Raw genomic sequence first — 20,843 nt, 5'->3', positions numbered from 1 at the left:
CGGCCGGGGGCGGCGTCCTCCGCCGGACCACGTGACGGCGGCGGCGGGCACGGGCCGGCGTATGCCGGGTGGGGGCATCGGTACTCCTCCGGGTGGGCGCGGGCGGGGCGGGGTCGCCCGGGGGCGGCCCACCGAGCGCTCGGGGGCGGGGCGGGGGCGGGGGTTGGCGTCGGCTTCAGGGAGCGGAGGTGGTGGGGCCCCCGTGGGTCGTGGCCGTCCCGGACGGGTCGCGGGTCGCCCCCGCCCCGGGCAGCTGCGTGGAGGTGGCGGACGACGTGGCGGAGGTGGTGGCGGAGGGCGGCAGGCTGGTGGTCGCCGTCCCGGGGCCACCGGACGGAGCACCGTGGGACGGGGTACCGGACGACGGTGTACCGCTCGGCGGGCTGGTGGGCGGCGGGCTCGTCGGAGCGGGGCCGCTCGGAGCCGGGCTGGTCGCCGGGACGGTCGAGGTGGCGGGGGCCGGGGGCAGCAGATGGACCGCGGTCGCCAGGCCGCAACCGGCCACCAGGCAGGCCGCCGCGCCGGTCAGGGCGAGACGGTGGCGCCGCGCCCGCCGGCCGCGCTCGGTGATGTACGAGGCGGGAGCGGGGACGGCACGGGCCCGGCCGGTCTCGGCGGCCTGCCGGAAGAGGGACCGCAGCGGGTCCTGGGACTCAGGCACCGTGGGCCTCCTCCATGTGCGGGTCCTGCAGGCGGTGTGCGAGGGCGGTTCTGCCGCGGCTCAGGTGCGTCTTGACCGTGCTCGTCGTCAGCGCCGTCTCCTGGGCTATCTGCTCGACGGTGAGGTCGCACAGGTAGTGCAGCGCCAGCGTCCGCCGCTGCTGGGGGGCGATCCCCCGCAACGCCGCCACCAGCGCCACCTGTTCCGGACCCGGGCCCTCGACGTGCGGTGGCTCGCCCCGGCGCCGCCAGGCGTCCGCCGACCGCCGGCCGAACCGCCACCGGCTGACCGCCAGGCGCCACGCCACGGTGCGTATCCACGCCTCGGGCCGCCCCTCACGGTCCAGCTGCCGCCGCCGGCTCCAACCGCGGACGAACGCCTCCTGCACCACGTCCTGCGCCTCGTGGAGGTCACCGAGCATCACGTACAACTGCCCCGTGAGCCGGGTGACCGTCCGGGCGTAGAACTCTTCGAACTCCTCGACGGTCAACTGCCGCTCCCGGATCTCTCGCTTCGTCCGGCATACGCCTGGCGCAGGGCGGTTGGTTGACACGGACCGGGAGACGGGGCGGTGACGTGCGTCACAGGAGGCCCGTGGCCCTCGTCCGGGAGCGGTCGTACCCGGTCGGCGGCCCCGAGGCGGCGCGGCCGAACCGTGACCGGTCCCTCATGTTCCTCTCATCGGTTTCACAGGGTTCCCCTAACCAACCGCCCTAGGTTCCGGCCATGTTCTTCACCTACCTCCGGCGTGAGCTGCGCCGTCGAAGAAAGGCGTCACTCGTCGTGGCAGTCGGCCTCGGGCTCGGCATCGCGCTGGTGATCGTCGTCGCCTCGGTCTCCACCGGGATGCAGAAGGCCCAGGGCTCGGTGCTGCAGTCCCTCTACGGGCTCGGCACCGACATGACCGTCACCAAGGCCGCCACCGCGCCGGACTCGGGCTCCGGGAACGACCGGCGGCGGTTCAACTTCAAGGCGCGCGATGAGGGGGACGACAGCCGGCAGTCCAGCGACCGGGTGATGGTGCAGGGCTTCCAGACCCTCTCCGAGGCCACCGTCGCCAAGGTCGCGGACCAGAAGGGCGTCGCCCAGGCGGTGGGCGGCCTCCGGCTCCAGGTGTTGAAGATCGACGGCCAGTTCCAGCGCGGCCAGTGGCAGCAGCGCAGCGGCGGGCAGCAGGGCGGGGGCTACGGCGGCCGGACGGGCGGGCAGGGCGGCGCCCCGCAGGGTGAGGTCACCGGCGGCGGCGCCCAGTTCGACGTGAACAACTACTCGCTCTACGGCGTGGACACCGAGCACCTCGGTCTCGGCCCGATGACCACCTCGAAGATCACCTCGGGCAAGGGCTTCACCACGAAGGACGCCGACGCCAAGAAGGTGGTGGTGGACAGCTCCTACGCCAAGCAGCAGAAGCTGAAGGTGGGCTCCTCCCTCACCGTCTCGGGCACGAAGTTCGCGGTGGTGGGCATCGCCACCGCCGACAGCGGGGACGCCTCGGCCGACGTCTACATGCCGCTGGCCCCCGCCCAGAAGCTGGCGGACAGCGCCAGGAAGGTCACCACCGTCTACGTCCGGGCGACCGACTCGCAGTCGATCGACGCGGTCAAGAGCGCCGTCCAGAAGCATGTCTCCGGGACCACCGTCACCACCTCCGCCGACCTGGCGGACACCGTCTCCGGCTCGCTGTCCACGGCGGCGAGCCTGGCCACCAACGTCGGCAAGTGGCTGTCGATCGCCGTGCTGGTCGCCGCCTTCCTGGTGGCCGGTCTGCTGACCTCCTCGGCCGTCAGCCGCCGGGTCCGCGAGTTCGGCACGCTCAAGGCGCTGGGCTGGCGCAGCAGCCGGGTCACCGGACAGGTCGTCGGTGAGGCCGTCGTCAACGGCCTGCTCGGCGGGGTCCTGGGCATTGTCCTCGGCATCGCGGCGGCGTACGTGGTGACGGCGATCGGCCCCACCCTGTCGGCCTCGCTCGGTGGCACGGCCCAGGCGGGTGGCGGCCCGGGCGGCCCCGGCGGCGGCATGGGACGCGGCGGGGCAGGCGGTGGGTTCGGCGGCGCCGGCCGGGCCGCGCAGCACACGCTCGACGTGGTGCTCAGCGCCCCGGTCAGCGTCTCGGTGGTCCTCCTCGCCGTCGGTCTCGCCGTCGCGGGCGGGCTGGTGGCCGGCGGCTTCGGCGCCTGGCGCGCCTCCCGGCTGCGTCCCGCGGACGCCCTCGCCCGCGTCGCGTAGGGGCGGGCGGCCCCGCCCTCGGGTGCGGGCCGCCCGCTCCGCGCCCCTCCCCTCCCTCCCCACCTCTGCAACACACCAGGAGGAAGCCGATGTACCGGCTCACCGGCGTCACCAAGCGCTACCCGCGCGGCAAGCAGGCCGTGCTCGCCCTCAACGAAGTGGACCTCACCATCGAGGCCGGCTCCCAGCTCGTCATCCAGGGCCCCACCGGCGGCGGCAAGTCCACGCTGCTGCAACTCCTCGGCGGCCTGGACCGGGCCACGTCCGGCGTCGTGGAGCTGGACGGCACCGACCTGACGAGCCTGCCGGAGGCGCGTCTGACGCGGCTGCGGGCCGAACGCATCGGGTTCGTGTTCCAGAGCTTCAACCTCATCCCGACGCTGACCGCCCAGGAGAACGTCGAGTCGGCGCTGGTCCCGCTGGCCACGAAGGGATCGGTCCGTCGTGAACGGGCCGTCGCAGCGCTGGAGTCGGTCGGGCTGGGCGACCGCCGGAGCCACCTGCCCGGTGAGCTCTCCGGGGGCCAGCAGCAACGGGTGGCCATCGCCCGGGCCCTGGTCAAGGAGCCCAGCGTCCTGCTCGCCGACGAGCCCACCGGCAACCTCGACGAGGCGATGCGCGACGAGGTCATGGAGGTCCTGGAGCAGCGGTGGAAGGAGCTGGGGCTGACGCTCGTCATGGTCACCCACGACTCGGCGCTGGCCGACCGCGCCGAACGGCTCGCCACCATCCGCAAGGGCAAGGTGACCCTCTCGGCGGGGAAGGGCGCCCGGCCGGCGAAGGCGACCCGCCCGTCGCGCCCCGGGAGTCCCACCCCGACCGACGCCCCCGCCCCTTCCACCGAACCCCCGGCGGCCCAGAAGTCCCCGGCAGCCGGCGAGGGGAGCGGGGCTGGGGCTGCGGCTGCGGCTGCGGGGAAGGACGTGCCGGGGGCCTGAGCGGGGACGGACCTTCCGTGGCCGGGGCGCTGGGCGGGAGCTTCTGGGTAGAGCTCCCCGGGAGGCTCCGGCGGCGTCCCGGGCGCGCACGGTGGGGAGCACGGCGTGCGCGCCGGGTGAGGCGACCCGGTCGGGCGGCCGGGATGCGGGCCGGTCGGCCGGCTCAACTGTCGGTACTCAAAGCCTCTCTGGCGGCCTGGCGGAAGGCGGCGCGCGGCGCCTGAAGCCCGGCGAGGGCCGCGTCGAACCGGTCCGCGCAGCGTCCCAGCTCTAGCTGCCGACCGGCCCGAAGGGCGTCCCGCCAGTCGGTGCCGACCTCATCCAGGTTGCTCACCGCGTCAAGCAGCGGTTCCAGCACCTGTGTGACCTCTCGGGGACCGGCAACGGAGACTGCGCCTACGGCAGCGGTCAGCTCCGTCCACAATTCGTGGGCGCGGGAGTACCGCTCCTCGCGCAGCTCGGCGGCGCCGGGATCGGTTCGCATGAGGTCCGCGGTCGTCCACCACTGCGCGCTGAGGCGTTCCAGACAGTCCAGAAACTTGGTGTAGGCCTCCCGGCGGGCATCATCGCGCCAGCGCGCCCGGTCGGCCCTCGCCTGCGCGCGCTGTTGCAAGCGCTGGCCGATCAGCGCCAGCAGACTGCCGCCCAGACCGCTCACGCCACCCACCAGGGCGCCCACCACCGCCGCCGTCCCCCCGTCCATGACATGCCATCCAACCCGCACGGACGCGCCTGCCACAAGGCTTCTTCGCCCGTCCCCGCGGACCCCTCTCCGCCGCGGCCCGGACGCCGAAGTCTCCACCGAACGCGCCTGCACCCCGCCATCGCCCTGCTGCACACCCCGTGGCCTGGGCCCTTGTCCTCGCGCGGTGGACGCAGGACCGTGGAAGGTACGGCACGGTGGCACGCTGACCGAGGAGGCCGTGATGCGTACGCTCACCCTGGGTTTCGACGGCACGCCGGAGAGCGAGGCGGCAGGCGAGTGGGCCGCCCGGGAGGCGGTGCGGAGCGAAGCGCGGCTCCGGGTGGTCTACGCCTGGGAGTGGCAGCCCTACTCGCTCACGCTGATGGACGCCGGCACCGAACGCCGCTGGGTGGAGAGCCTGCCCCGGACCGAGGCCGCCACCCTCGCCTCGCACCATCCCGACCTTGACGTGGTGGGGGAACGGGTCAGCGGCCCACCGGTCAGCGTGCTGCTGCCGGTGGCGGACGACTCCGAGACGCTGGTCCTCGGCTCACGCGCACTGGGCGGCCTGCACGGCTTCGTCATCGGCTCGGTGGCCCAGTCCGTGGTGGCCCACGCGACCCTGCCCGTGGTGCTGGTCCGCGCACCCGAGGCCGGGTCGGACGCCGACCCCAACGGCGCCGAGGAGACCGGTGAGGTCCTCGTCGGCGTCGACCTGGAACACCCGGACGACGACCTGCTCGCCCCGGCCTTCACCGCGGCCGAACGGCGCGGCGTGCGGCTGCACGTGCTCCACTGCGGCCGGCTGCCGCGGGGCGCACGTGGGGCCCCGACCGGCAGCGCCGAGCGCAGCGGTGCCGGGACGGAGCCCACCGCGGAGGAACACGCCGAGGAGGACGCCCGGCTGACGGCGGCGCTGGAACCGTGGCGCCGCGACCACCCCGAGGTCGAGGTGGTCGCCGAGACCTGCGCGGGCAGGCCCGCCGAACGGCTCGTGCACGCCTCGGAGAACGCTTCCTTGCTGGTCGTCGGCCGGCGCTCGCACCGCCACACCCCGTGGGGCCCGCGCATCGGTCACGTCACGCACGCGGCGATGCACCACGCGCGCTCGCCCGTCCTGGTCGTTCCGCGGGCCTGAGACCAGCCCGGCTGTCGCGCTCACAGGTCGATCCGCCATACTGCCCGCCGTGGAGCAGCGCACCGGTCCCAACACCCCGCCCCTGCACGCCGCCGGCCTCGACCCGGCCGCCATCCCCGGCCTCACCGTGCCGGCGCCCGCCGCGGCGCCGGAGGACGGTGACGGTGCCGAGAAGGCGCGGGCGGAGGAAGCCCGCGACGCCGGCGAGGCAGGCACCGAACCGGCCACCGAGGCCCCGGCGGAGGACGGTGACGGCTCCTCCGGGAAGACCGCTGCGGCCGTCCCCGCGCCTGCGGACGAGGGGGCCGCCGAGGAGGCCGCCGACGACGAGGCCGGAGCCACGGGTGCCGCCGACGACTCCGCGAGCGGGGAGACGCCCGGCGGGGAGGCGTCCAAGGTCTCCGCGCGGGGCGAGGGTCCCGTCTTCGAGGTGTCGGACCGGCGCGCCTCGATCCTGGTCAACGCCGAGGGCGTGACCTTCCGGCTGGACGAGGAGGTCGCCGAGTTCGACTGGGCCGAGATCGGCGCCGTCGAGATCAGCACCCCGCGCTTCGGCCGCCGCTTCACCGTCACCCTCTACACCGGCCCCCGCCGCTGGTACGAGGGCGAGGTCGAGGCCCCCGGCCGCAGCCGGCTCAAGCAGTGGGCCGCCGACCTCGACGCCGCCCTTGACGCCTGGTTCGACGACGGCAGCACGGACGAGAAACACCAGGACGGCGAGAAGGCCCAGGACGGGCGGGACCTCGCCTCCGAGGACACGGACGCCGAGCAGCCGACCGAGGACGAGGCCGCCCGGCCCGCCGACAAGGCCGAGGACACCGGGACCACCGAGGCCAACACCACCGGGGCCGGGACCACAAGCGCCACCGAAAGCGCCAATCCCTCCAGCGCCACCGAGGACGCCGAGCCCACCAAGAACGCCAAGGACACCAAGAACGCCAAGGACGCCAAGGACACCAAGGGCACCAAGGACGCCGACTGATCGTTTCCGGGTGAGGCGGGGGGTGCGCTGCAAGCCGGTGGCCCGACCTGCCTCACTTCGGACGGCGCCTGACAGCGCCGGGGCGTCCCCGTCCCGCCCCGCTCCGGTCCCGCTCCGTCCCCGTTCCTCCGCCTCGCTCAGACCTCTCTCGTGCCGCTGGTCCGAGCCGTGCTCCGACCGGGGGTCCACCGGACGGCCCTCTCCGGTGGACCCGCAGTGACCATTGGGTTCAAGTGGGTACGGGCGGCCCCTCCCGGCGGGCCGCTGTCGACGAGGTGACGTACCGGAGGGACCCGAGCATGAGTAAGAAGTACGCGAACGTGACCGCTGCGGCGGCGCTCGCACTGTTCGCCGTCACGGTTACCGGGTGCGGCCAGAGCGGCGGGAACGCGCACTCCCAGGCGTCGACCTCGGCAGCCGGTGTGGAGGCTGCCACGTCCTCGCCCAGCCCAGCGGTGGCCTCCGAGATCAAGGCGGAGCGGGTCGACGGTCTCGGCCGGATCCTCGTCGACGGCAAGGGCCGGACCCTCTACCTCTTCGACGCCGACAAGTCCTCGAAGTCCACCTGCACCGGCGAGTGCGCCCGCGACTGGCCGCCGGCGGTGACCGGTTCGGGTTCCTCCGGCAGCCCCTCCGCGAGCTCCACCGAGAGCCCGTCGGGCAGCGCGAGCGCCAGCCCGTCCGGCAGCCAGAGCGCCAGCCCGTCGGGCAGCAGCAGCTCCCCCGCCGGCTCCTCCGCCAGCCCCTCGATCCTGCCGTCGGCCGGCACGGGTGTGCAGGCCGGTCTGCTCGGCACCACCAAGCGCAGCGACGGCACCACCCAGATCACCTACAAGGACCACCCCCTCTACTACTTCGAGGGGGACAAGAAGGCCGGGGACGTCAAGGGCCAGGGCCGTGAGGCCTTCGGCGGCAAGTGGTGGGTGGTCGACCCCAACGGTGACAAGGTGACGACGATCCCGCCGGGGGCCGGCAGCGCCTCGCCGAGCGGCAGCGCCTCCGGGAGCGGCAGCCCCAGCGCGTCGGGCAGCAGCTCCGCGAGCCCCACCAGCAGCCCCAGCTGACCCACCCATCGGGCCACCCGGAGCGGCTCCGCACACCATGCCCGGTGCGCCCACGCCCGGTGCACCGCACCGGTACGCAACGCCCCGTGCCCCCGTCCTCCTGCACGACGCCCCGCGCGACGCGAGCCCCTGGAGCCGCCGCGCGGGGCGTCGGCCGTCCGGGACCAGTGGGGCGGGTGGGGGCAGTCGGGCTGGCCGGGGCAGTCGGGGTGGTCCGGTCGGCCGGGGTGGCGGGGCCGGACTCGGCGGTCCGCGTAGTGGTCGAGGCCGGCCGCCCCGTGCCGCCTGGTCGAGACCGGCGTGGCCGAAACCGGCGGGACGGAGATGACCGGAGCTCGTCGCCGGGCTGGTGGGCGGTGGCGGTGGCCGGCCTGGTCAGTGGGCGGCGGGGCCGGCTGCGGGCGGGTGGGGCCGACCGGTGGGATCCGGACGAACCTCGCCGGGTGGCGTCCGGGCCCGCGGCGGACTGCCTACCGTTTGAGGGGAAAGGGGCGGCCGTCCGTCGACTCGGTCCGGGGCCGCTCACGGGGGACAACAGAACAAGGGGTGGACTCATGTCCGCATCTCACGGCATGCCGTCGCGCGCCGCCGCGAACGGCACCAGCGGCGCGTTCGGCCGCATGTTTCCGCAGTTGGCGCCGCGGCGCGCCACCGGGCTGGAGCGCGCACTGGAGTTCGGCGCGCCCGGTGGGCTCATGGACGGGGGCCAGACCGGCGAGGACCAGCTCGCCCCGGACTTCCCGGCCGGCTTCACCTTCCTCGGCCAGTTCATCGACCACGACCTGACCCTGGACGTGCTCTCCCAGCTCGGTGGACGGGACGAACCGTCCGCGACCACCGACTTCCGCACGCCCCGCCTGGACCTGGACAACCTCTACGGCGCCGGGCCGGTGGTCAGCCCGCACCTCTACGACGGCTCCCGCGAGGGCAGGCTGGCCCACACCCCGGACGGCGTGGACCTGGCGCGCACCCTCTCGGGGCTCGCCCTGATCGGTGACCCGCGCAACGACGAGAACCTGCTCCTCAGCCAGTTCCACCTGGTCATGGCCAAGTTCCACAACGCGGTCGTCGACCGGTTGGCGGGCGGCGAGATCACCGACGCGTTCAGCAGGCCCTTCCCGGAAGCGCCCGGGGACGAACCGAGGACCCAGCAGCACGGGGTGCCGCTGGAGCAGCTCCTCGACGTGGCCAACCACTTCGACTCCCTGTTCGCCTCCGCCCGCCAGCTGGTGCGCTGGCACTACCAGTGGATCGTGCTGCACGAGTTCCTGCCGATGGTCGGGGATGCCAAGGTGGTGGCGGACGTCGTGGAGAACGGGCCCCGGTACTTCCGGCCGGAGGGCGCGCCCTTCATCCCCGTCGAGTTCGCCGCCGCGGCCTTCCGCTTCGGGCACTCCACGGTCCGCTCCGGCTACCAGGTCAACCGGGACTTCTTCGGCAAGATCTTCCCCGACGACCCGGACGCCTCCCCCTCGCCCCGTACCGACCTGCGCGGCGGCCGCCCGGTCCTGCCGGAGCACACCGTCGACTGGCGGCTGTTCTTCGAGGTGTCCCGGGAGGTCGAGCCGCAGCCGGCGCGGCACCTCGCCGCCTCCCTGAACACCCGGTTGCTGGACCTGCCGGTGAGCGCGGTGCCCGGTGCGGTGAGCGGCGCCCTCGCCCGGCCGGTCGCCTCGCTCGCCGTCCGCAACCTGCTGCGCAGCGAGACGCTGGGGCTGCCCGCGGGGCAGGACGTGGCGCGGGCGATCGGCGAGATCCCGCTCACCGACGAGGAGTTGGGGACCACCGGACCGGTCTACCTCTGGTACTACGTGCTCAAGGAGGCCGAGGTCGTGGCGCGCGGCCACCACCTGGGGCCGGTGGGCACCCGCATCGTCACCGAGGTGCTGGTGGCGCTGCTGGACGCCGACCCCGCCTCCTTCCGTTCGGTCTTCCCCCGGTGGCGGCCGACGCTGGGGGAGAAGCCCGGCCGGTTCGAGGTGGCGGACCTGCTGTACGTGGCGGGCGCCGTCGGCTGACCCTCCCGTTCCCCCGGCCGTGCCTCCCCCTGCCCGGAGGCACGGCCGGGCCCCCTCGCCCGTCCCGGGGCTCTGCCCGCACCCGGCAAGGGAGCGCGGGCAGTCTCCGCCCAGCGTGCGCCCGTGGTGGCCCCCGGGGGCGCGCCACCGCGCGCCCTGGCGCTGCGCCCGACACCGCCCCTCACACTCGTTTCCGGCACGCGCACGGCCCCGCGTCGGCGCCGGTGCCGCCGGCCGGGGACGGACAGCCGGGGACGGCTCGCGCCGCGCCCGTCACGGTCCCGCGTGCGGTGTCGCAGCCGTGTAAGGGTCTGTCGCAGGCGGGTAACAGGGCGCCGGTATGACGTTCAGACCGGCGAGGATCGAGCAGATGAGAGACATGTCCAAACCAGCAGCAGTACCCACGTCCTCCGCTTCCCACACCTCGGCACCGGGCTCCGGCGCAGGTCGCTCGCGTATCGGGCCGCGTCGCGTGGCGCTGGCCGCTGCCGGCGTCCTCGCCCTGGCCCTGGCCACTACCGCCTGCGCGGGCGGCCAGTCCACCGGCGCCCAGGGTGACTCCTCCACCACCGCGGCCTCCGCACCGAGCGGGACGCCGGGCGGCGGCAGCGGCCGGCCCCCCGGCGGTTCCTCCTCGGCCGGGTCGAGCACCGGCTCGTCCTCGGTGGGGGCCAGCACGACCTCGTCGAGCAAGGCCACCGGGCACGAGAACGCCGCGCTGGGCACGCGGTGTTCCGCCGACGACCTGTCGGTGACGCTGGGCTCCTCCGACGTCGGGGCGGGCCAGGTCCACTACACCCTCACCTTCCACAACAAGGGCGCCAAGAGCTGCACGCTGCAGGGGTTCCCGGGCGTCTCGCTCATCAAGCGCGACGGCACCACCATCGGCAAGCCCGCGTCGCGGGAGGGCTCCTCCCACGGTGCGGTGACCCTCGCCGGCGGCGGCACGGCCGACGTCACCCTGCACACCCTCAACCAGGGCGTGAAGGGCGACTCGTGCTGGGCCAAGCCCGCCTACCTCAAGGTCTACCCGCCGGGCTCGAAGGAGTCCGTCACCCTCGGGACCTCCCAGCCCGAGGTGTGCGGCGACAGCTTCACCACGACCGCACTCGCCCGCTGACGCCTCCCTCCCGGGACGGCGAGCCCGGGCCGGCGCCCACGACCACCGTCCGCACCCCCACGCCGGACGGCGGCGCAGTGGACCGGCGCGAGCCCCCCGTCCCGGTTCCCGCCCGGCAGCAGGCCCACCGGTGCCCGCCGGTGGGCTGAGCCGTGATCCGCGGCCGGCCACCGCACGCCCCGGCCGGGCGCCACCGCACGGTCCCGGCCCACGGCCGGCGCACCGTCAGTCCACAGCCCCCGCGTCGCCCGGCCCCCGGTCCGGCGACCCGGCCGCGCCGCGCGTCAGCGCCTCGGCGACCACCGCCGCGGCGGGGGACACCCAGCGCCGCCGGTGACGTGCCAGCAGGACCGGGGCGGGTTCGGCAGGCGGTCCGGCCACCTCCGCCAACAGCCCCGCGCGCAGGTCCCGCTCGACGGTGGCGCGCGGCAGGACGGTCAGCCCCAGCCCGGCCACCACGCAGGCGCGGGTCGCCTCGATGCCGCCGAAGCGGGTGAGCCGCGGGGGCGGCACCGGCAGCGAGAGCAGGGCGCGCACCAGCCGGTCGCTGTACACACAGCCGGCCTCGTGGACGAAGAACTCCTCCCGCGCCAGTTCCTCCCACCCCACCGGCCGGCCCGCGAGCGGATGGCCGGCCGCCGCCAGGTAGACCACCGGCTCCTCCCCGATGCGCCGCGCCACCAGGTCTCCCTCACTCACCTCCGGCTCCATCAGCAGCGCCAGGTCCACCCGGCCGGCCCGCACCGCCTCGACGGCGGCCCGGGTGCCCAGTTGGAGGAGGTGCACGTCGATGCCGGGGTGACTGCGCCGCAGGGCGGCCAGGACCCCGGGCAGCCGGGTGGCGCACAGCGACTCGCCGGCGCCCACCGTCACCTCCCCGGACACCGCCGCACCGGCGGGCTCGCCGCTCGCCGCAGCCGTGGCCCGCAGCCGGGCCTCCGCGTCCAGCAGCGCTGCGGCCTCGGTCAGCAGCCGGCGTCCGGCCGAGGTCAGCACGGCACCGGAGGGCAGCCGGTCGAAGAGGCGGGAGCCGAGGTCCTTCTCCAGGGAGCGGATGTGCACCGTGACGGTGGACTGCGCCAGGTGCAGTTCGTCCGCCGCGGCGGTGAAGGACCGGGTGGCGGCGAGGGTGACGAAGGTACGCAGGATGCGGGTGTCCACCGCGCCACCCTACGGAGCAGGTGAGACACCTGCAATCGAGGTTCTCGATCGCGTGGAGCGAAACTCATCGTTGGACGCGATGGGGGCGCGGTGGAACGGTGGTCCCATGACCTTCCAGCCCGGCCGGCCGGCCGCCACCGAAGCAGCCTCGTCCACGCCCGACGTCCTGCGGTACGCCGCCTTCACCGACACCCCCGGCGGCGGCAACCCCGCCGGGGTCGTCCTGGACGCCTCCGGCCTCGACGAGGTGCGGATGCTCGCCCTCGCCGCCGAGGTCGGCTACTCCGAGACCGCGTTCGTCACCGCCTCCGACCCGGCCGCCCGCCGCTACCGGCTGCGCTTCTTCAGCCCCCGCGCCGAGGTCGACTTCTGCGGCCACGCCACCGTCGCCACAGCCGGTGCGCTCGCCGCCCGCACCGGACCCGGCCCGCTGGTCTTCGACACCCCGGCGGGCGAGATCCGGGTGACCACCACCACCGGCGACGGCCCGCCGGCGGTCACGCTCACCAGCGTCCCCACCCGCTCGCGACCCGCCACCGCCGACGAGCTGACCGCGACCCTCACCGCACTGCGCTGGGACACCGCCGACCTCGACCCGGAGCTGCCGCCGCACGTCGCCTTCGGCGGCAACGACCACCTGGTCCTCGCCGCCGGCTCCCGGCAGCGCCTCGCCGACCTCGACTACGACGTCCCGCGGCTGACGGCGGTGATGCGCGAGTACGGCTGGACCACCCTGCAACTGCTGTGGCGGGAGGAGGTGACGGAGACGGCCGGCGACCCCGCGGGCACCACCACGCTCCGCTTCCACTCCCGCAACCCCTTCCCCGTCGGCGGTGTGTACGAGGACCCGGCGACCGGCGCCGCGGCGGCGGCACTCGGCGGCTACCTGCGGGCGCTGGGCGCGGTCGACGGGCCGACCCGGGTCCGCATCCGGCAGGGCGAGGACATGGGGCGCCCCGGCGAGCTGACCCTGGACCTCGCGCCCGACGAGAACAGGTCCCGGGTCACCGGCCGGGTGGTCCCCCTGGCCGCCGGCACCACCACGGCACCGAAGGAGCACCAGGCCCGATGACGCAGCGCCCCACGCCCACCGCACCGCTCCCGGGGTCCGTCCCCGACCGCGCCGCCCACTACCACCTGCCGGTCTTCCAGGGCATCGACTCGCTGCGTCGGGACGACCGCGCGGTCACCCCGCCAGGTCCGCGGCAGGTCCTGGTCCGGATGCGCGCCTGGTCCCTCAACCACCGTGATCTGCTGGTCGCCTCCGACACCTACGGCCGCGCCCTCGTCCCCGACCTGACGCCGCTGTCCGACGGTGCCGGCGAGGTGGTGCTCACCGGCCCGGAGGTGACCCGCTGGACCCCCGGCGACCGGGTGGTGAGCGTCTTCATGCCGCACTGGCAGGCCGGCCCCGCCAACGCCACCCGGACCGCCGGGGCCCTGGGCGGGCCCGCGCAGGGGGTGCTGGCCCGGTACGTGCTCTTCGAGGAGGACGCCGTCGTCCGCGCGCCCTCCCACCTCAGCCACGCCGAGGCCGCCACCCTGCCGTGCGCGGGGGTGACCGCCTGGCACGCCCTGGTAGCGGCCGGCGGCCTCAGCGCGGGCCGGTCGGTGCTGACGCTCGGCAGCGGTGGGGTCTCCGTCTTCGCCCTGCAGTTCGCGGCGGTGAGCGGGGCACGCGTCCTGGCGACCTCCGGCAGCGACACCAAACTGGAGCGGCTGCGGGCCCTGGGCGCGGCCGAAGGGGTCAACCACGCCCGGACGCCGGACTGGGGGCCCCTCGTCGCCCGGCTGAGCGGCGGGGGCGTCGACCACGTCGTGGAGATCGGCGGCGGTGGCACCCTGCCGCAGTCGCTCGCCGCGGTGCGGGCCGGCGGCCGGATCAGCCTCGTCGGCTTCCTCGCGGGCGGCGGTGGCGCCGACCTCGGTCAGGCCATCCGCAAGGGCGTCACCCTCCAGGGCATGTTCGTCGGCAGCCGCCAGATGTTCCAGGAGATGAACCGCGCCCTGGAACTGCACCGCCTGCACCCGGTCGTGGACTCGGTCTTCCCCTTCGAGGAGGCCCCGGCGGCCTACCGCCATCTCGCCTCCGGCAACCACTTCGGGAAGGTCGTCATCGTCGACGAGTGAGGAGTCCGTCCTCGACGGGGGTGGGCCCCCGCGCCCCGCTCCCCGGCGGGCCCGGGCCCGCGGTGCACGGCTAGAGTTCCACCGGACGTCCCCAGCGCCCTCGCCGCCCGGCCCGCGGTGCGCGTTGCCGGACCGCCCCGCCGAAGCCCCACCACCCCGAGGACCGCCGTGAACTCCGTCCCCGCCGCGACCGGGCCGGACCGCCCCGGGCCGTCCGAGGGCCCCGACCGCCTGCCGCTGACCGTCGTCGGCATCGGCGCCGACGGCTGGGCGGGCCTGACCGCACACTCCCGCCAGGCGCTGTGCGCGGCCGAGGCCGTCGTCGGCGGCGCACGACAGCTCGCGCTGCTGCCGCCTCAGGTGACGGCCGAGCGGATCACCTGGCCCACCCCGCTGCGGGCCGCCGTCCCCGGCCTGGTCGCGGAACTGGCGGGACGCCGGGTGGCGGTGCTGGCCAGCGGCGACCCCTCGTTCCACGGCATCGCCAGGACCCTTACCGAGGTACTCGGCCCCGGCCGCCTGCACGTGCTCCCGCACCCCTCCTCGCTCTCCTACGCCTGCGCCCGGCTGGGGTGGCCGCTGGAGGCCGTGGAGGTGGTCAACCTGGTGGGGCGGCCCGTCGAACGGCTGGCCGCCGCCCTGTACGAGGGGCGCCGCGTGCTGGTGCTCGCCGCGGGGCCCGCGACCCCGGGCGAGGTGGCCGCGGTGCTGTGCGGGCGGGGGTTCGGCGCCACCCGGGTACGGGTGCTGGAGCAGCTGGGCGGCGCCGCGGAGCACGTCCACGAGGAGACCACCGCCGCACGCCTGGCCGCAGGCGCCGGCGGGCCCTTCGACCCCCTCAACGTCGTCGCGCTGGAGTGCCGCCGCGACACCGGGGAGCGGGGTGCCCCCGACCGGCCGGACTCCGCCGACGCACGGCCGCTGCCCCGCCTCGGACTCACTGCGGGGCTGCCCGACACCGCCTACGAGCACGACGGCCAGCTCACCAAGCGCCACGTCCGCGCCGCCACCCTCGCCGCCCTGGCGCCCGCCCCCGGTGAACTGCTGTGGGACGTCGGCGGCGGCTCCGGGTCGATCGGCGTGGAGTGGATGCGCGCCCACCCCGCCTGCCGGGCCGTGGCCGTGGAACGGGACGCCGCGCGGGCCGGGCGGATCGTCCGCAACGCCCGCCACCTGGGCGTCCCCGACCTCCGCGTGGTCACCGGCGCCGCGCCCGGGGCGTTGGCCGGGCTGCCTACGCCCGACGCGGTGTTCGTCGGCGGCGGCCTGACCGCGCCCGGCCTGCTGGAGGCGTGCTGGGCCGCGCTGCCCGCCGGCGGCCGGCTCGTCGCCAACACCGTCACGCTGGAGTCCGAGGCGCTGCTCGCCCAGTGGTACCGGCGCCACGGCGGCGAGCTGGTGCGGCTCGCGGTCGCCTCGGCCGTCCCGGTCGGCGGCTTCACCGGCTGGCGGCAGGCCATGCCGGTGACGCAGTGGACGGTGGTCAAACCGCACCCCGGGCCCGCCGGCCCGCCTCCCGTCGCCCCGTCCCCCTCCGCCCCGACCTCCCAGGAGCCGCAGTGACCGTGTACTTCATCGGGGCCGGTCCCGGTGCCGCCGACCTGATCACGGTGCGCGGCGCCCGCCTGCTGGCGTCCTGCGAGGTCTGCCTGTACGCCGGCAGCCTCGTCCCCGCCGAGCTGCTGGCGCAGTGCCCGCCGGGCGCCCACCTCGTCGACACCGCCGCCCTGGATCTGGACCGGATCACCGCGGAACTGGTCGCCGCCCACGAGGCGGGCAAGGACGTGGCGCGCCTGCACTCCGGCGACCCCTCGGTCTTCAGCGCCGTGGCCGAGCAGATGCGCCGGCTGGACGCGGCGGGCGTGCCCCACGAGATGGTGCCGGGGGTGCCCGCCTTCGCCGCGGCCGCCGCCGCGCTGGGGCGGGAGCTGACGGTCCCCACCGTCGGGCAGACCGTCATCCTCACCCGCGTCGCCCGGCAGGCCACCCCCATGCCGCAGGGCGAGGACCTGGCCACCCTGGGCCGCAGCGGCGCCCTGCTGGTGCTGCACCTGGCGACCCGCTACGTCGAGGAGGTGGTGGCCGAGCTGCTGCCGCACTACGGCGCGGACTGCCCCGCCGCGGTGGTCGCCCTCGCCTCCCGCCCCGACGAGCTGGTGCTGCGCGGCACCCTCGCCGACATCGCCGGGCAGGTGACGGCGGCCGGTGTGCTGCGCACCGCCGTCATCCTCGTCGGCCGGACGCTGGCCGCCGAGCAGTTCCGCGACAGCCACCTGTACTCCTGCGAACGGCAGCGGTAGGGCCCGCGAGGGGGCCTCACGCCCCGCGTGGCCCGGCCCTGCCGACCACCGTGCCGGCCCGGTCCACGCAGACCACGTCGACGGCGACCGGCGCTCCGCGCAGCACCCGCAGCGCCTCGTCGCGGGCGGCGGCGGCCACCAGGTCGCCCAGCGGCACGTCCCGGGCGGTGCAGAGCTGGAGCGCGGCGAGCCCCGTGTTGGCCCCGGCGACCCGGTCCGCCAGCTCCGTGCTCGCGCCGCCGCGCCGGGCCAGGTCGGCCAGGAAGCCCTTGTCCACCTGGGAGCGGCCGGAGTGCAGGTCGAGGTGGCCGGCGGCGAGCTTGGAGAGCTTGGCGAAGCCGCCGCACACCGTCAGGCGCGGCACCGGGTGGCGGCGCAGGTACTTCAGGACCGCACCGGCGAAGTCGCCCATGTCCAGCAGCGCGTCCTCAGGCAGTCCGTGCAGGGCGACGGCGACCCGCTCGGAGGTGGAGCCGGTGCAGGCGGCCACATGGGTGCGGCCCGCAGCCCGCGCCACATCGACGCCGCGGCGGATGGAGTCGATCCACGCCGAGCAGGAGTAGGGCACGACCACGCCGGTGGTGCCGAGGACCGACAGGCCGCCGAGGATGCCCAGGCGTCCGTTCCAGGTGGAGCGGGCGATCTCCTCACCGTGGTCGACGCTGACGCAGACCCGCACGTCGGGGGTGGTGCGGCCGTGCCGGGCCGCGACCGCGGCCAGGTGTTCGCGGAGCAGGCGGCGCGGCACCGGGTTGATCGCCGGCTCCCCCACCTCCAGCGGCAGTCCGGGCCGGGTGACGGTGCCCACGCCGGGGCCGGCGGCGAACACCACGCCGCTGCCCGGCGGCAGCGGCCGGACGGTGACCCGCACCAGCGCCCCGTGAGTGACGTCCGGGTCGTCGCCGGCGTCCTTGACGACGCCCGCCATCGCCCAGGGCGCCCCGGGGCCGGCGGGCCCCGGGCCCTCGCGGGGCGGCTCCCAGGGCAGGCCGTCGCCGCCCGCCCCGCTCGCCTGGGCGGCCAGCGCGAACGCCGGGGTGTGCCCCTTGGGCAGGGTGACGGTGACCGGGTCGGGGAAGTCCCCGGTCAGCAGCGCGGTGTACGCGGCGGTGGCGGCGGCCGTGGCGCAGGCCCCGGTGGTCCAGCCCGACCGCAGCCCGGTGTGCGCCAGTTGGGCCGCGCGCCCGCCGGCGGCCGGTGGCGTGGCGCCGCTGCGGCCGCCGGTGCCCCGGGGTGCCGCGGCGGGCCCGCCGCCGTCCCCGGCTCCGGCTCCGGCTCCGCCCGCCGGTCCGCGGGTCTCGCCCGGTGTCGTACCGTCTGTCATCCGTTGTCCGTCCCCTCGGCCCGGAGGCCCCGTATGTCCCGTCCCGCACCGCACGTCCTGCTGCTCGGCGGGACCACCGAGGCCCGGGAGCTGGCGGCGGCGGTGCACGCGGCGGACGGGAGTGCCGGTGCCTGGCGGGTGACGTCCTCGCTGGCGGGGCGGGTGGCCCGGCCCCGGCTGCCGGCCGGCGAGGTCCGCGTCGGCGGGTTCGGCGGGGCGAGCGGCCTGGCGCTCTGGCTGCGCGAGCACGCGGTGGACGCGGTCATCGACGCGACCCATCCCTTCGCCGAGACGATCAGTGGCAACGCGGCGCGGGCCGCCGCGGCCTCCCATGTTCCCCTGCTGGTGCTGCGCCGGCCCGGCTGGGTGCCGGTGCCCGGCGACCGTTGGCATCCGGTCGACTCCCTCGCCGAGGCCGCCGCGCAGCTGCCCGCACTGGGCCGCCGCGTCTTCCTCACCACGGGACGGACGGGCCTCGCCACCTTCGCGGACCTCACCGACACCTGGTTCCTGGTCCGCTCCGTCGATCCCCCCGAACCGCCGCACCCGCCCCGCATGACGGTCCTCCTGGAGCGCGGGCCGTTCACCGTCGACGGGGAGCGCGAGCTGCTGCGCCGGCACCGCGTCGACGTCCTCGTCACCAAGGACAGCGGGGCGCGCGCCACCGCCGCCAAGCTGACGGCGGCGCGCGAGGAGGGCGTGCCGGTGGTCGTGGTGCGCCGGCCACCGGTGCCCGCCGGTGTGCCGCAGGTCGCCGACGTGGCCGGCGCGCTGGCCTGGCTGGCCGGACGCGCCACGGCCGCGGACACCGGAGGGCCGACGGCGGACACCGGAGGGCCGACGGCGGACGGCTGACCGGCCGCGGAACGCGGACGGCCGCCGGCTCGCCGTCCCGCCTGCTCCCGTCAGCCCTCCGGGTACCGCCGCGGCGTCCACACGCAGTGCTCACCGGTGCCACGGCGCACCGCCTGGGTCTGCGTGGAGCCGATCAGCAGGAGGGTGCGCATGTCGACCTCGGCGGGGTCGAGTTCGGCCAGCGGGACGACGCGCACCCGCTCGCCGGGGCCGCCGACGTCGCGGGCCAGCACCACCGGGGTGTCGGGCGCCCGGTGCTCCAGGAGCAGTTCGCGGGCCTTGCCGACCTGCCAGGTGCGACTGCGCGACCCGGGGTTGTACAGCGCCAGGACCAGGTCGGCACGGGCGGCGGCGTGCAGCCGCTCGGCGATGACCTCCCACGGCTTGAGGCGGTCGGAGAGGGAGACCACGGCGTAGTCGTGGCCGAGCGGCGCACCGACGCGGGAGGCGGCGGCGTGGGCTGCCGTCATGCCGGGGACGACCCGGACGGCCACGTCGGTGTAGGCGTCCTGGCAGGCGACCTCCAGCACGGCGGTGGCCATCGCGAAGACGCCCGGGTCGCCGGAGGAGACCACCGCGACGCGCCGCCCCCGGCGGGCCAGGTCCAGGGCGAACTCGGCGCGTTCCGACTCGACCCGGTTGTCGGAGGCGTGCCGCTGCTGCCCCGGCCGGACCGGGACCCGGTAGAGGTAGGTGGTGTAGCCCACCAGGTCGTCGGCGGCGGCCAGTTCACCGCGGGCCTCGGGGGTGAGCCAGCGCGGCCCGGCGGGGCCCAGGCCCACGACCACGACCTCCCCGCTGCCGGCGGCGGGCCCGGCCGGGGCCGCGTCCGCCCCGGGCAGCCGGACGCGGCTGGGCAGGACCGCGACGGAGAAGTAGGGGACCTGCTCGGCGTCGGCCTCGGCGAGCATCCCGGTGCGCTCCCCCGCCATCGTGGCGCGCTCGACATAGCGCGCCTCGTCCAGCCGTCCGGCGCTCGCCATGGCGCGGCGCACGGTGGGGAAGGTGCGGCCGAGCTTCATCACGACGGCCGAGTCGGTGGCGGCGAGGCGCGCGGCGAGCTCCTCCTCGGGGAGGGTGCCGGGCAGGACGGTGAGGATCTCCTCGCCCTCCACCAGCGGCTCACCCAGCCGGGCCGCCGCCGCGCTAACCGAGGTGACGCCGGGCACGACCTCGGTGGGGTAGCGGTCGGCGAGCCGCTTGTGCATGTGCATGTAGGAGCCGTAGAAGAGCGGGTCGCCCTCGGCCAGGACGGCGACCGTGCGTCCGGCGTCCAGGTGGGCGGCGAGCCGGGCGGCGGCCTCGGCGTAGAACTCCTCCATGGCGCCGCGGTAGCCGCCGGGGTGGTCGGTGCCCTCGGTGGTGACCGGGTAGACCAGCGCCTCCTCGACGTGGTCGGGCCGGATGTGCCGCTCGGCGATGGCGCGGGCGATGGACCGGCCGTGACGGGCGCTGTGGTACGCCACGACGTCGGCCTCGGCGATGACCTCGACGGCCCGCACCGTCATCAGCGCGGGGTCGCCGGGGCCGAGGCCCACGCCGTAGAGGCGGCCGGGGCCGGTGGTCTGCGGGGGCTGCTGGGTGGTCACTCTTCCTCGCTCGCGATGGCGTTGAGCGCGGCCACGGCCAGGGCGCTGCCGCCCCGCCGGCCCCGCACGATCAGGTGGTCCAGGCCGCTGGGGTGGGCGGCCAGCGCCTCCTTGGACTCCACGGCGCCGACGAAGCCGACCGGCACACCGATGACGGCCGCCGGGCGGGGCGCGCCCTCCTCGACCATCTCCAGGAGCCGGAACAGCGCGGTGGGCGCGTTGCCGACGGCGACGACCGCGCCCGCCATCCGGTCCCGCCACAGCTCCATGGCGGCGGCGGTCCGGGTGGTGCCCATCCGCGCGGCCAGCTCGGGGACGGCCGGGTCGGACAGGGTGCAGACCACCTCGTTGTCGGCGGGCAGCCGGCGGCGGGTCACGCCGGAGGCGACCATCGCGACGTCGCAGAGGATGGGCGCGCCGCCGCGCAGCGCGGCGCGGGCGCGGGTGACGACCCCGGGCGTCCAGCCGAGGTCGGCGACGAGGTCGACCATGCCGCAGGCGTGGATCATCCGCACCGCGACCTGGCTGACGTCGGCGGGCAGCGCGCCGAGGTCGGCCTCGGCGCGGATGGTGGCAAAGGACTGGCGGTAGATGGCCGCGCCGTCCTTCTCGTAGTCGAACACTGCTGTCCTCGGGGGCGATGTCGCGGATC

Annotated in this window: 18 protein-coding genes and 1 pseudogene; 12 read left to right on the top strand and 7 right to left on the bottom strand. The window is 76.0% G+C overall.

Features of this window, described 5'->3' with window-relative positions; genetic code table 11:
• Positions 1 to 175: 175 nt before the first annotated feature.
• Complete coding sequence (locus ACFV3R_RS02675) at positions 176 to 661, bottom strand: hypothetical protein (protein WP_385574054.1); 486 nt, start codon at positions 659 to 661, stop codon at positions 176 to 178.
• A complete protein-coding gene (locus ACFV3R_RS02670) occupies positions 654 to 1,151 on the bottom strand; it encodes a SigE family RNA polymerase sigma factor (RefSeq protein ID WP_385574051.1) in 498 nt (165 codons plus the stop codon). Before ACFV3R_RS02670 ends, ACFV3R_RS02675 begins: the two co-directional genes overlap by 8 nt.
• Before the next feature lie 236 nt (positions 1,152 to 1,387).
• Here ACFV3R_RS02670 and ACFV3R_RS02665 point away from each other — a divergent pair, with 236 nt between their 5' ends.
• Both ACFV3R_RS02665 and ACFV3R_RS02660 read left to right on the top strand, forming a co-directional pair.
• On the top strand, positions 1,388 to 2,887 hold the full coding sequence (locus ACFV3R_RS02665) for an ABC transporter permease (RefSeq protein ID WP_385574048.1): 1,500 nt from the start codon (positions 1,388 to 1,390) through the stop codon (positions 2,885 to 2,887).
• Positions 2,888 to 2,976: 89 nt separating this feature from the next.
• A pseudogene (locus tag ACFV3R_RS02660) lies at positions 2,977 to 3,657 on the top strand (ABC transporter ATP-binding protein); the annotation flags it as partial.
• Between the two features lie 331 nt (positions 3,658 to 3,988).
• Here the strand turns inward: ACFV3R_RS02660 and ACFV3R_RS02655 are convergent.
• Entirely contained in the window at positions 3,989 to 4,528 is a 540-nt protein-coding gene (locus tag ACFV3R_RS02655) for a hypothetical protein (protein ID WP_385574044.1), read from the bottom strand.
• Between the two features lie 223 nt (positions 4,529 to 4,751).
• On the opposite strand from ACFV3R_RS02655, the gene ACFV3R_RS02650 reads away from it, so the two are divergent.
• The 5 genes from ACFV3R_RS02650 to ACFV3R_RS02630 all read left to right on the top strand — a co-directional run bounded on the left by ACFV3R_RS02650 (position 4,752) and on the right by ACFV3R_RS02630 (position 10,832).
• Positions 4,752 to 5,648, top strand: a complete 897-nt coding sequence (locus ACFV3R_RS02650; RefSeq protein WP_385574042.1) for a universal stress protein — start codon at positions 4,752 to 4,754, stop codon at positions 5,646 to 5,648.
• A gap of 49 nt (positions 5,649 to 5,697) precedes the next feature.
• Positions 5,698 to 6,630 (top strand): hypothetical protein, encoded by a 933-nt coding sequence (locus tag ACFV3R_RS02645; protein ID WP_385574039.1) that lies wholly within the window; start codon positions 5,698 to 5,700, stop codon positions 6,628 to 6,630.
• 299 nt (positions 6,631 to 6,929) lie between these two features.
• Positions 6,930 to 7,694 (top strand): hypothetical protein, encoded by a 765-nt coding sequence (locus tag ACFV3R_RS02640; RefSeq protein ID WP_385574036.1) that lies wholly within the window; start codon positions 6,930 to 6,932, stop codon positions 7,692 to 7,694.
• A gap of 554 nt (positions 7,695 to 8,248) precedes the next feature.
• Complete coding sequence (locus ACFV3R_RS02635) at positions 8,249 to 9,712, top strand: heme peroxidase family protein (protein WP_385574033.1); 1,464 nt, start codon at positions 8,249 to 8,251, stop codon at positions 9,710 to 9,712.
• A gap of 472 nt (positions 9,713 to 10,184) precedes the next feature.
• Positions 10,185 to 10,832 (top strand): DUF4232 domain-containing protein, encoded by a 648-nt coding sequence (locus tag ACFV3R_RS02630; protein WP_385574030.1) that lies wholly within the window; start codon positions 10,185 to 10,187, stop codon positions 10,830 to 10,832.
• A gap of 225 nt (positions 10,833 to 11,057) precedes the next feature.
• Here the strand turns inward: ACFV3R_RS02630 and ACFV3R_RS02625 are convergent, their stop codons facing one another.
• Positions 11,058 to 11,993: a LysR family transcriptional regulator gene (locus ACFV3R_RS02625; RefSeq protein WP_385574027.1), complete on the bottom strand. Its 936-nt coding sequence runs from the start codon at positions 11,991 to 11,993 to the stop codon at positions 11,058 to 11,060.
• Positions 11,994 to 12,099: 106 nt separating this feature from the next.
• On the opposite strand from ACFV3R_RS02625, the gene ACFV3R_RS02620 reads away from it, so the two are divergent.
• The 4 genes from ACFV3R_RS02620 (at position 12,100) to cobM (ending at position 16,423) form a co-directional block, all read left to right on the top strand.
• The gene (locus tag ACFV3R_RS02620) at positions 12,100 to 13,065 is read left to right on the top strand and encodes a PhzF family phenazine biosynthesis isomerase (RefSeq protein WP_385574024.1); all 966 of its coding nucleotides are present in this window, start codon (positions 12,100 to 12,102) and stop codon (positions 13,063 to 13,065) included.
• Positions 13,062 to 14,123, top strand: coding sequence for an NAD(P)-dependent alcohol dehydrogenase (locus ACFV3R_RS02615; RefSeq protein WP_385574021.1), 1,062 nt, complete (start codon positions 13,062 to 13,064; stop codon positions 14,121 to 14,123). The genes ACFV3R_RS02620 and ACFV3R_RS02615 overlap by 4 nt, the downstream gene beginning before the upstream one ends.
• A 237-nt stretch (positions 14,124 to 14,360) precedes the next feature.
• On the top strand, positions 14,361 to 15,686 hold the full coding sequence (gene cbiE, locus ACFV3R_RS02610; RefSeq protein ID WP_385574279.1) for a precorrin-6y C5,15-methyltransferase (decarboxylating) subunit CbiE: 1,326 nt from the start codon (positions 14,361 to 14,363) through the stop codon (positions 15,684 to 15,686).
• Positions 15,683 to 16,423 (top strand): precorrin-4 C(11)-methyltransferase, encoded by a 741-nt coding sequence (cobM, locus tag ACFV3R_RS02605; protein WP_385574017.1) that lies wholly within the window; start codon positions 15,683 to 15,685, stop codon positions 16,421 to 16,423. Before cbiE ends, cobM begins: the two co-directional genes overlap by 4 nt.
• Before the next feature lie 16 nt (positions 16,424 to 16,439).
• Here cobM and ACFV3R_RS02600 read toward each other — a convergent pair whose 3' ends face one another.
• A complete protein-coding gene (locus ACFV3R_RS02600) occupies positions 16,440 to 17,747 on the bottom strand; it encodes a cobalt-precorrin-5B (C(1))-methyltransferase (RefSeq protein WP_385574014.1) in 1,308 nt (435 codons plus the stop codon).
• A gap of 33 nt (positions 17,748 to 17,780) precedes the next feature.
• Here ACFV3R_RS02600 and ACFV3R_RS02595 point away from each other — a divergent pair, with 33 nt between their 5' ends.
• Complete coding sequence (locus ACFV3R_RS02595) at positions 17,781 to 18,602, top strand: cobalt-precorrin-6A reductase (protein WP_385574011.1); 822 nt, start codon at positions 17,781 to 17,783, stop codon at positions 18,600 to 18,602.
• A 50-nt stretch (positions 18,603 to 18,652) separates the two neighbouring features.
• Here ACFV3R_RS02595 and ACFV3R_RS02590 read toward each other — a convergent pair whose 3' ends face one another.
• Positions 18,653 to 20,191 carry a precorrin-2 C(20)-methyltransferase gene (locus tag ACFV3R_RS02590; RefSeq protein ID WP_385574008.1) on the bottom strand — a complete coding sequence of 513 codons (1,539 nt, stop codon included), beginning with the start codon at positions 20,189 to 20,191 and terminating at the stop codon, positions 18,653 to 18,655.
• Positions 20,188 to 20,814, bottom strand: a complete 627-nt coding sequence (locus ACFV3R_RS02585) for a precorrin-8X methylmutase (RefSeq protein ID WP_385574005.1) — start codon at positions 20,812 to 20,814, stop codon at positions 20,188 to 20,190. Before ACFV3R_RS02585 ends, ACFV3R_RS02590 begins: the two co-directional genes overlap by 4 nt.
• Positions 20,815 to 20,843 lie beyond the last annotated feature (29 nt).

This window comes from Streptomyces sp. NPDC059740, assembly GCF_042733155.1.
Taxonomy (GTDB): Bacteria; Actinomycetota; Actinomycetes; order Streptomycetales; family Streptomycetaceae; genus Streptomyces.
The sequence above is the reverse complement of the archived record's forward strand: the minus strand, read 5'-3'. Positions and strand labels throughout refer to the sequence as shown.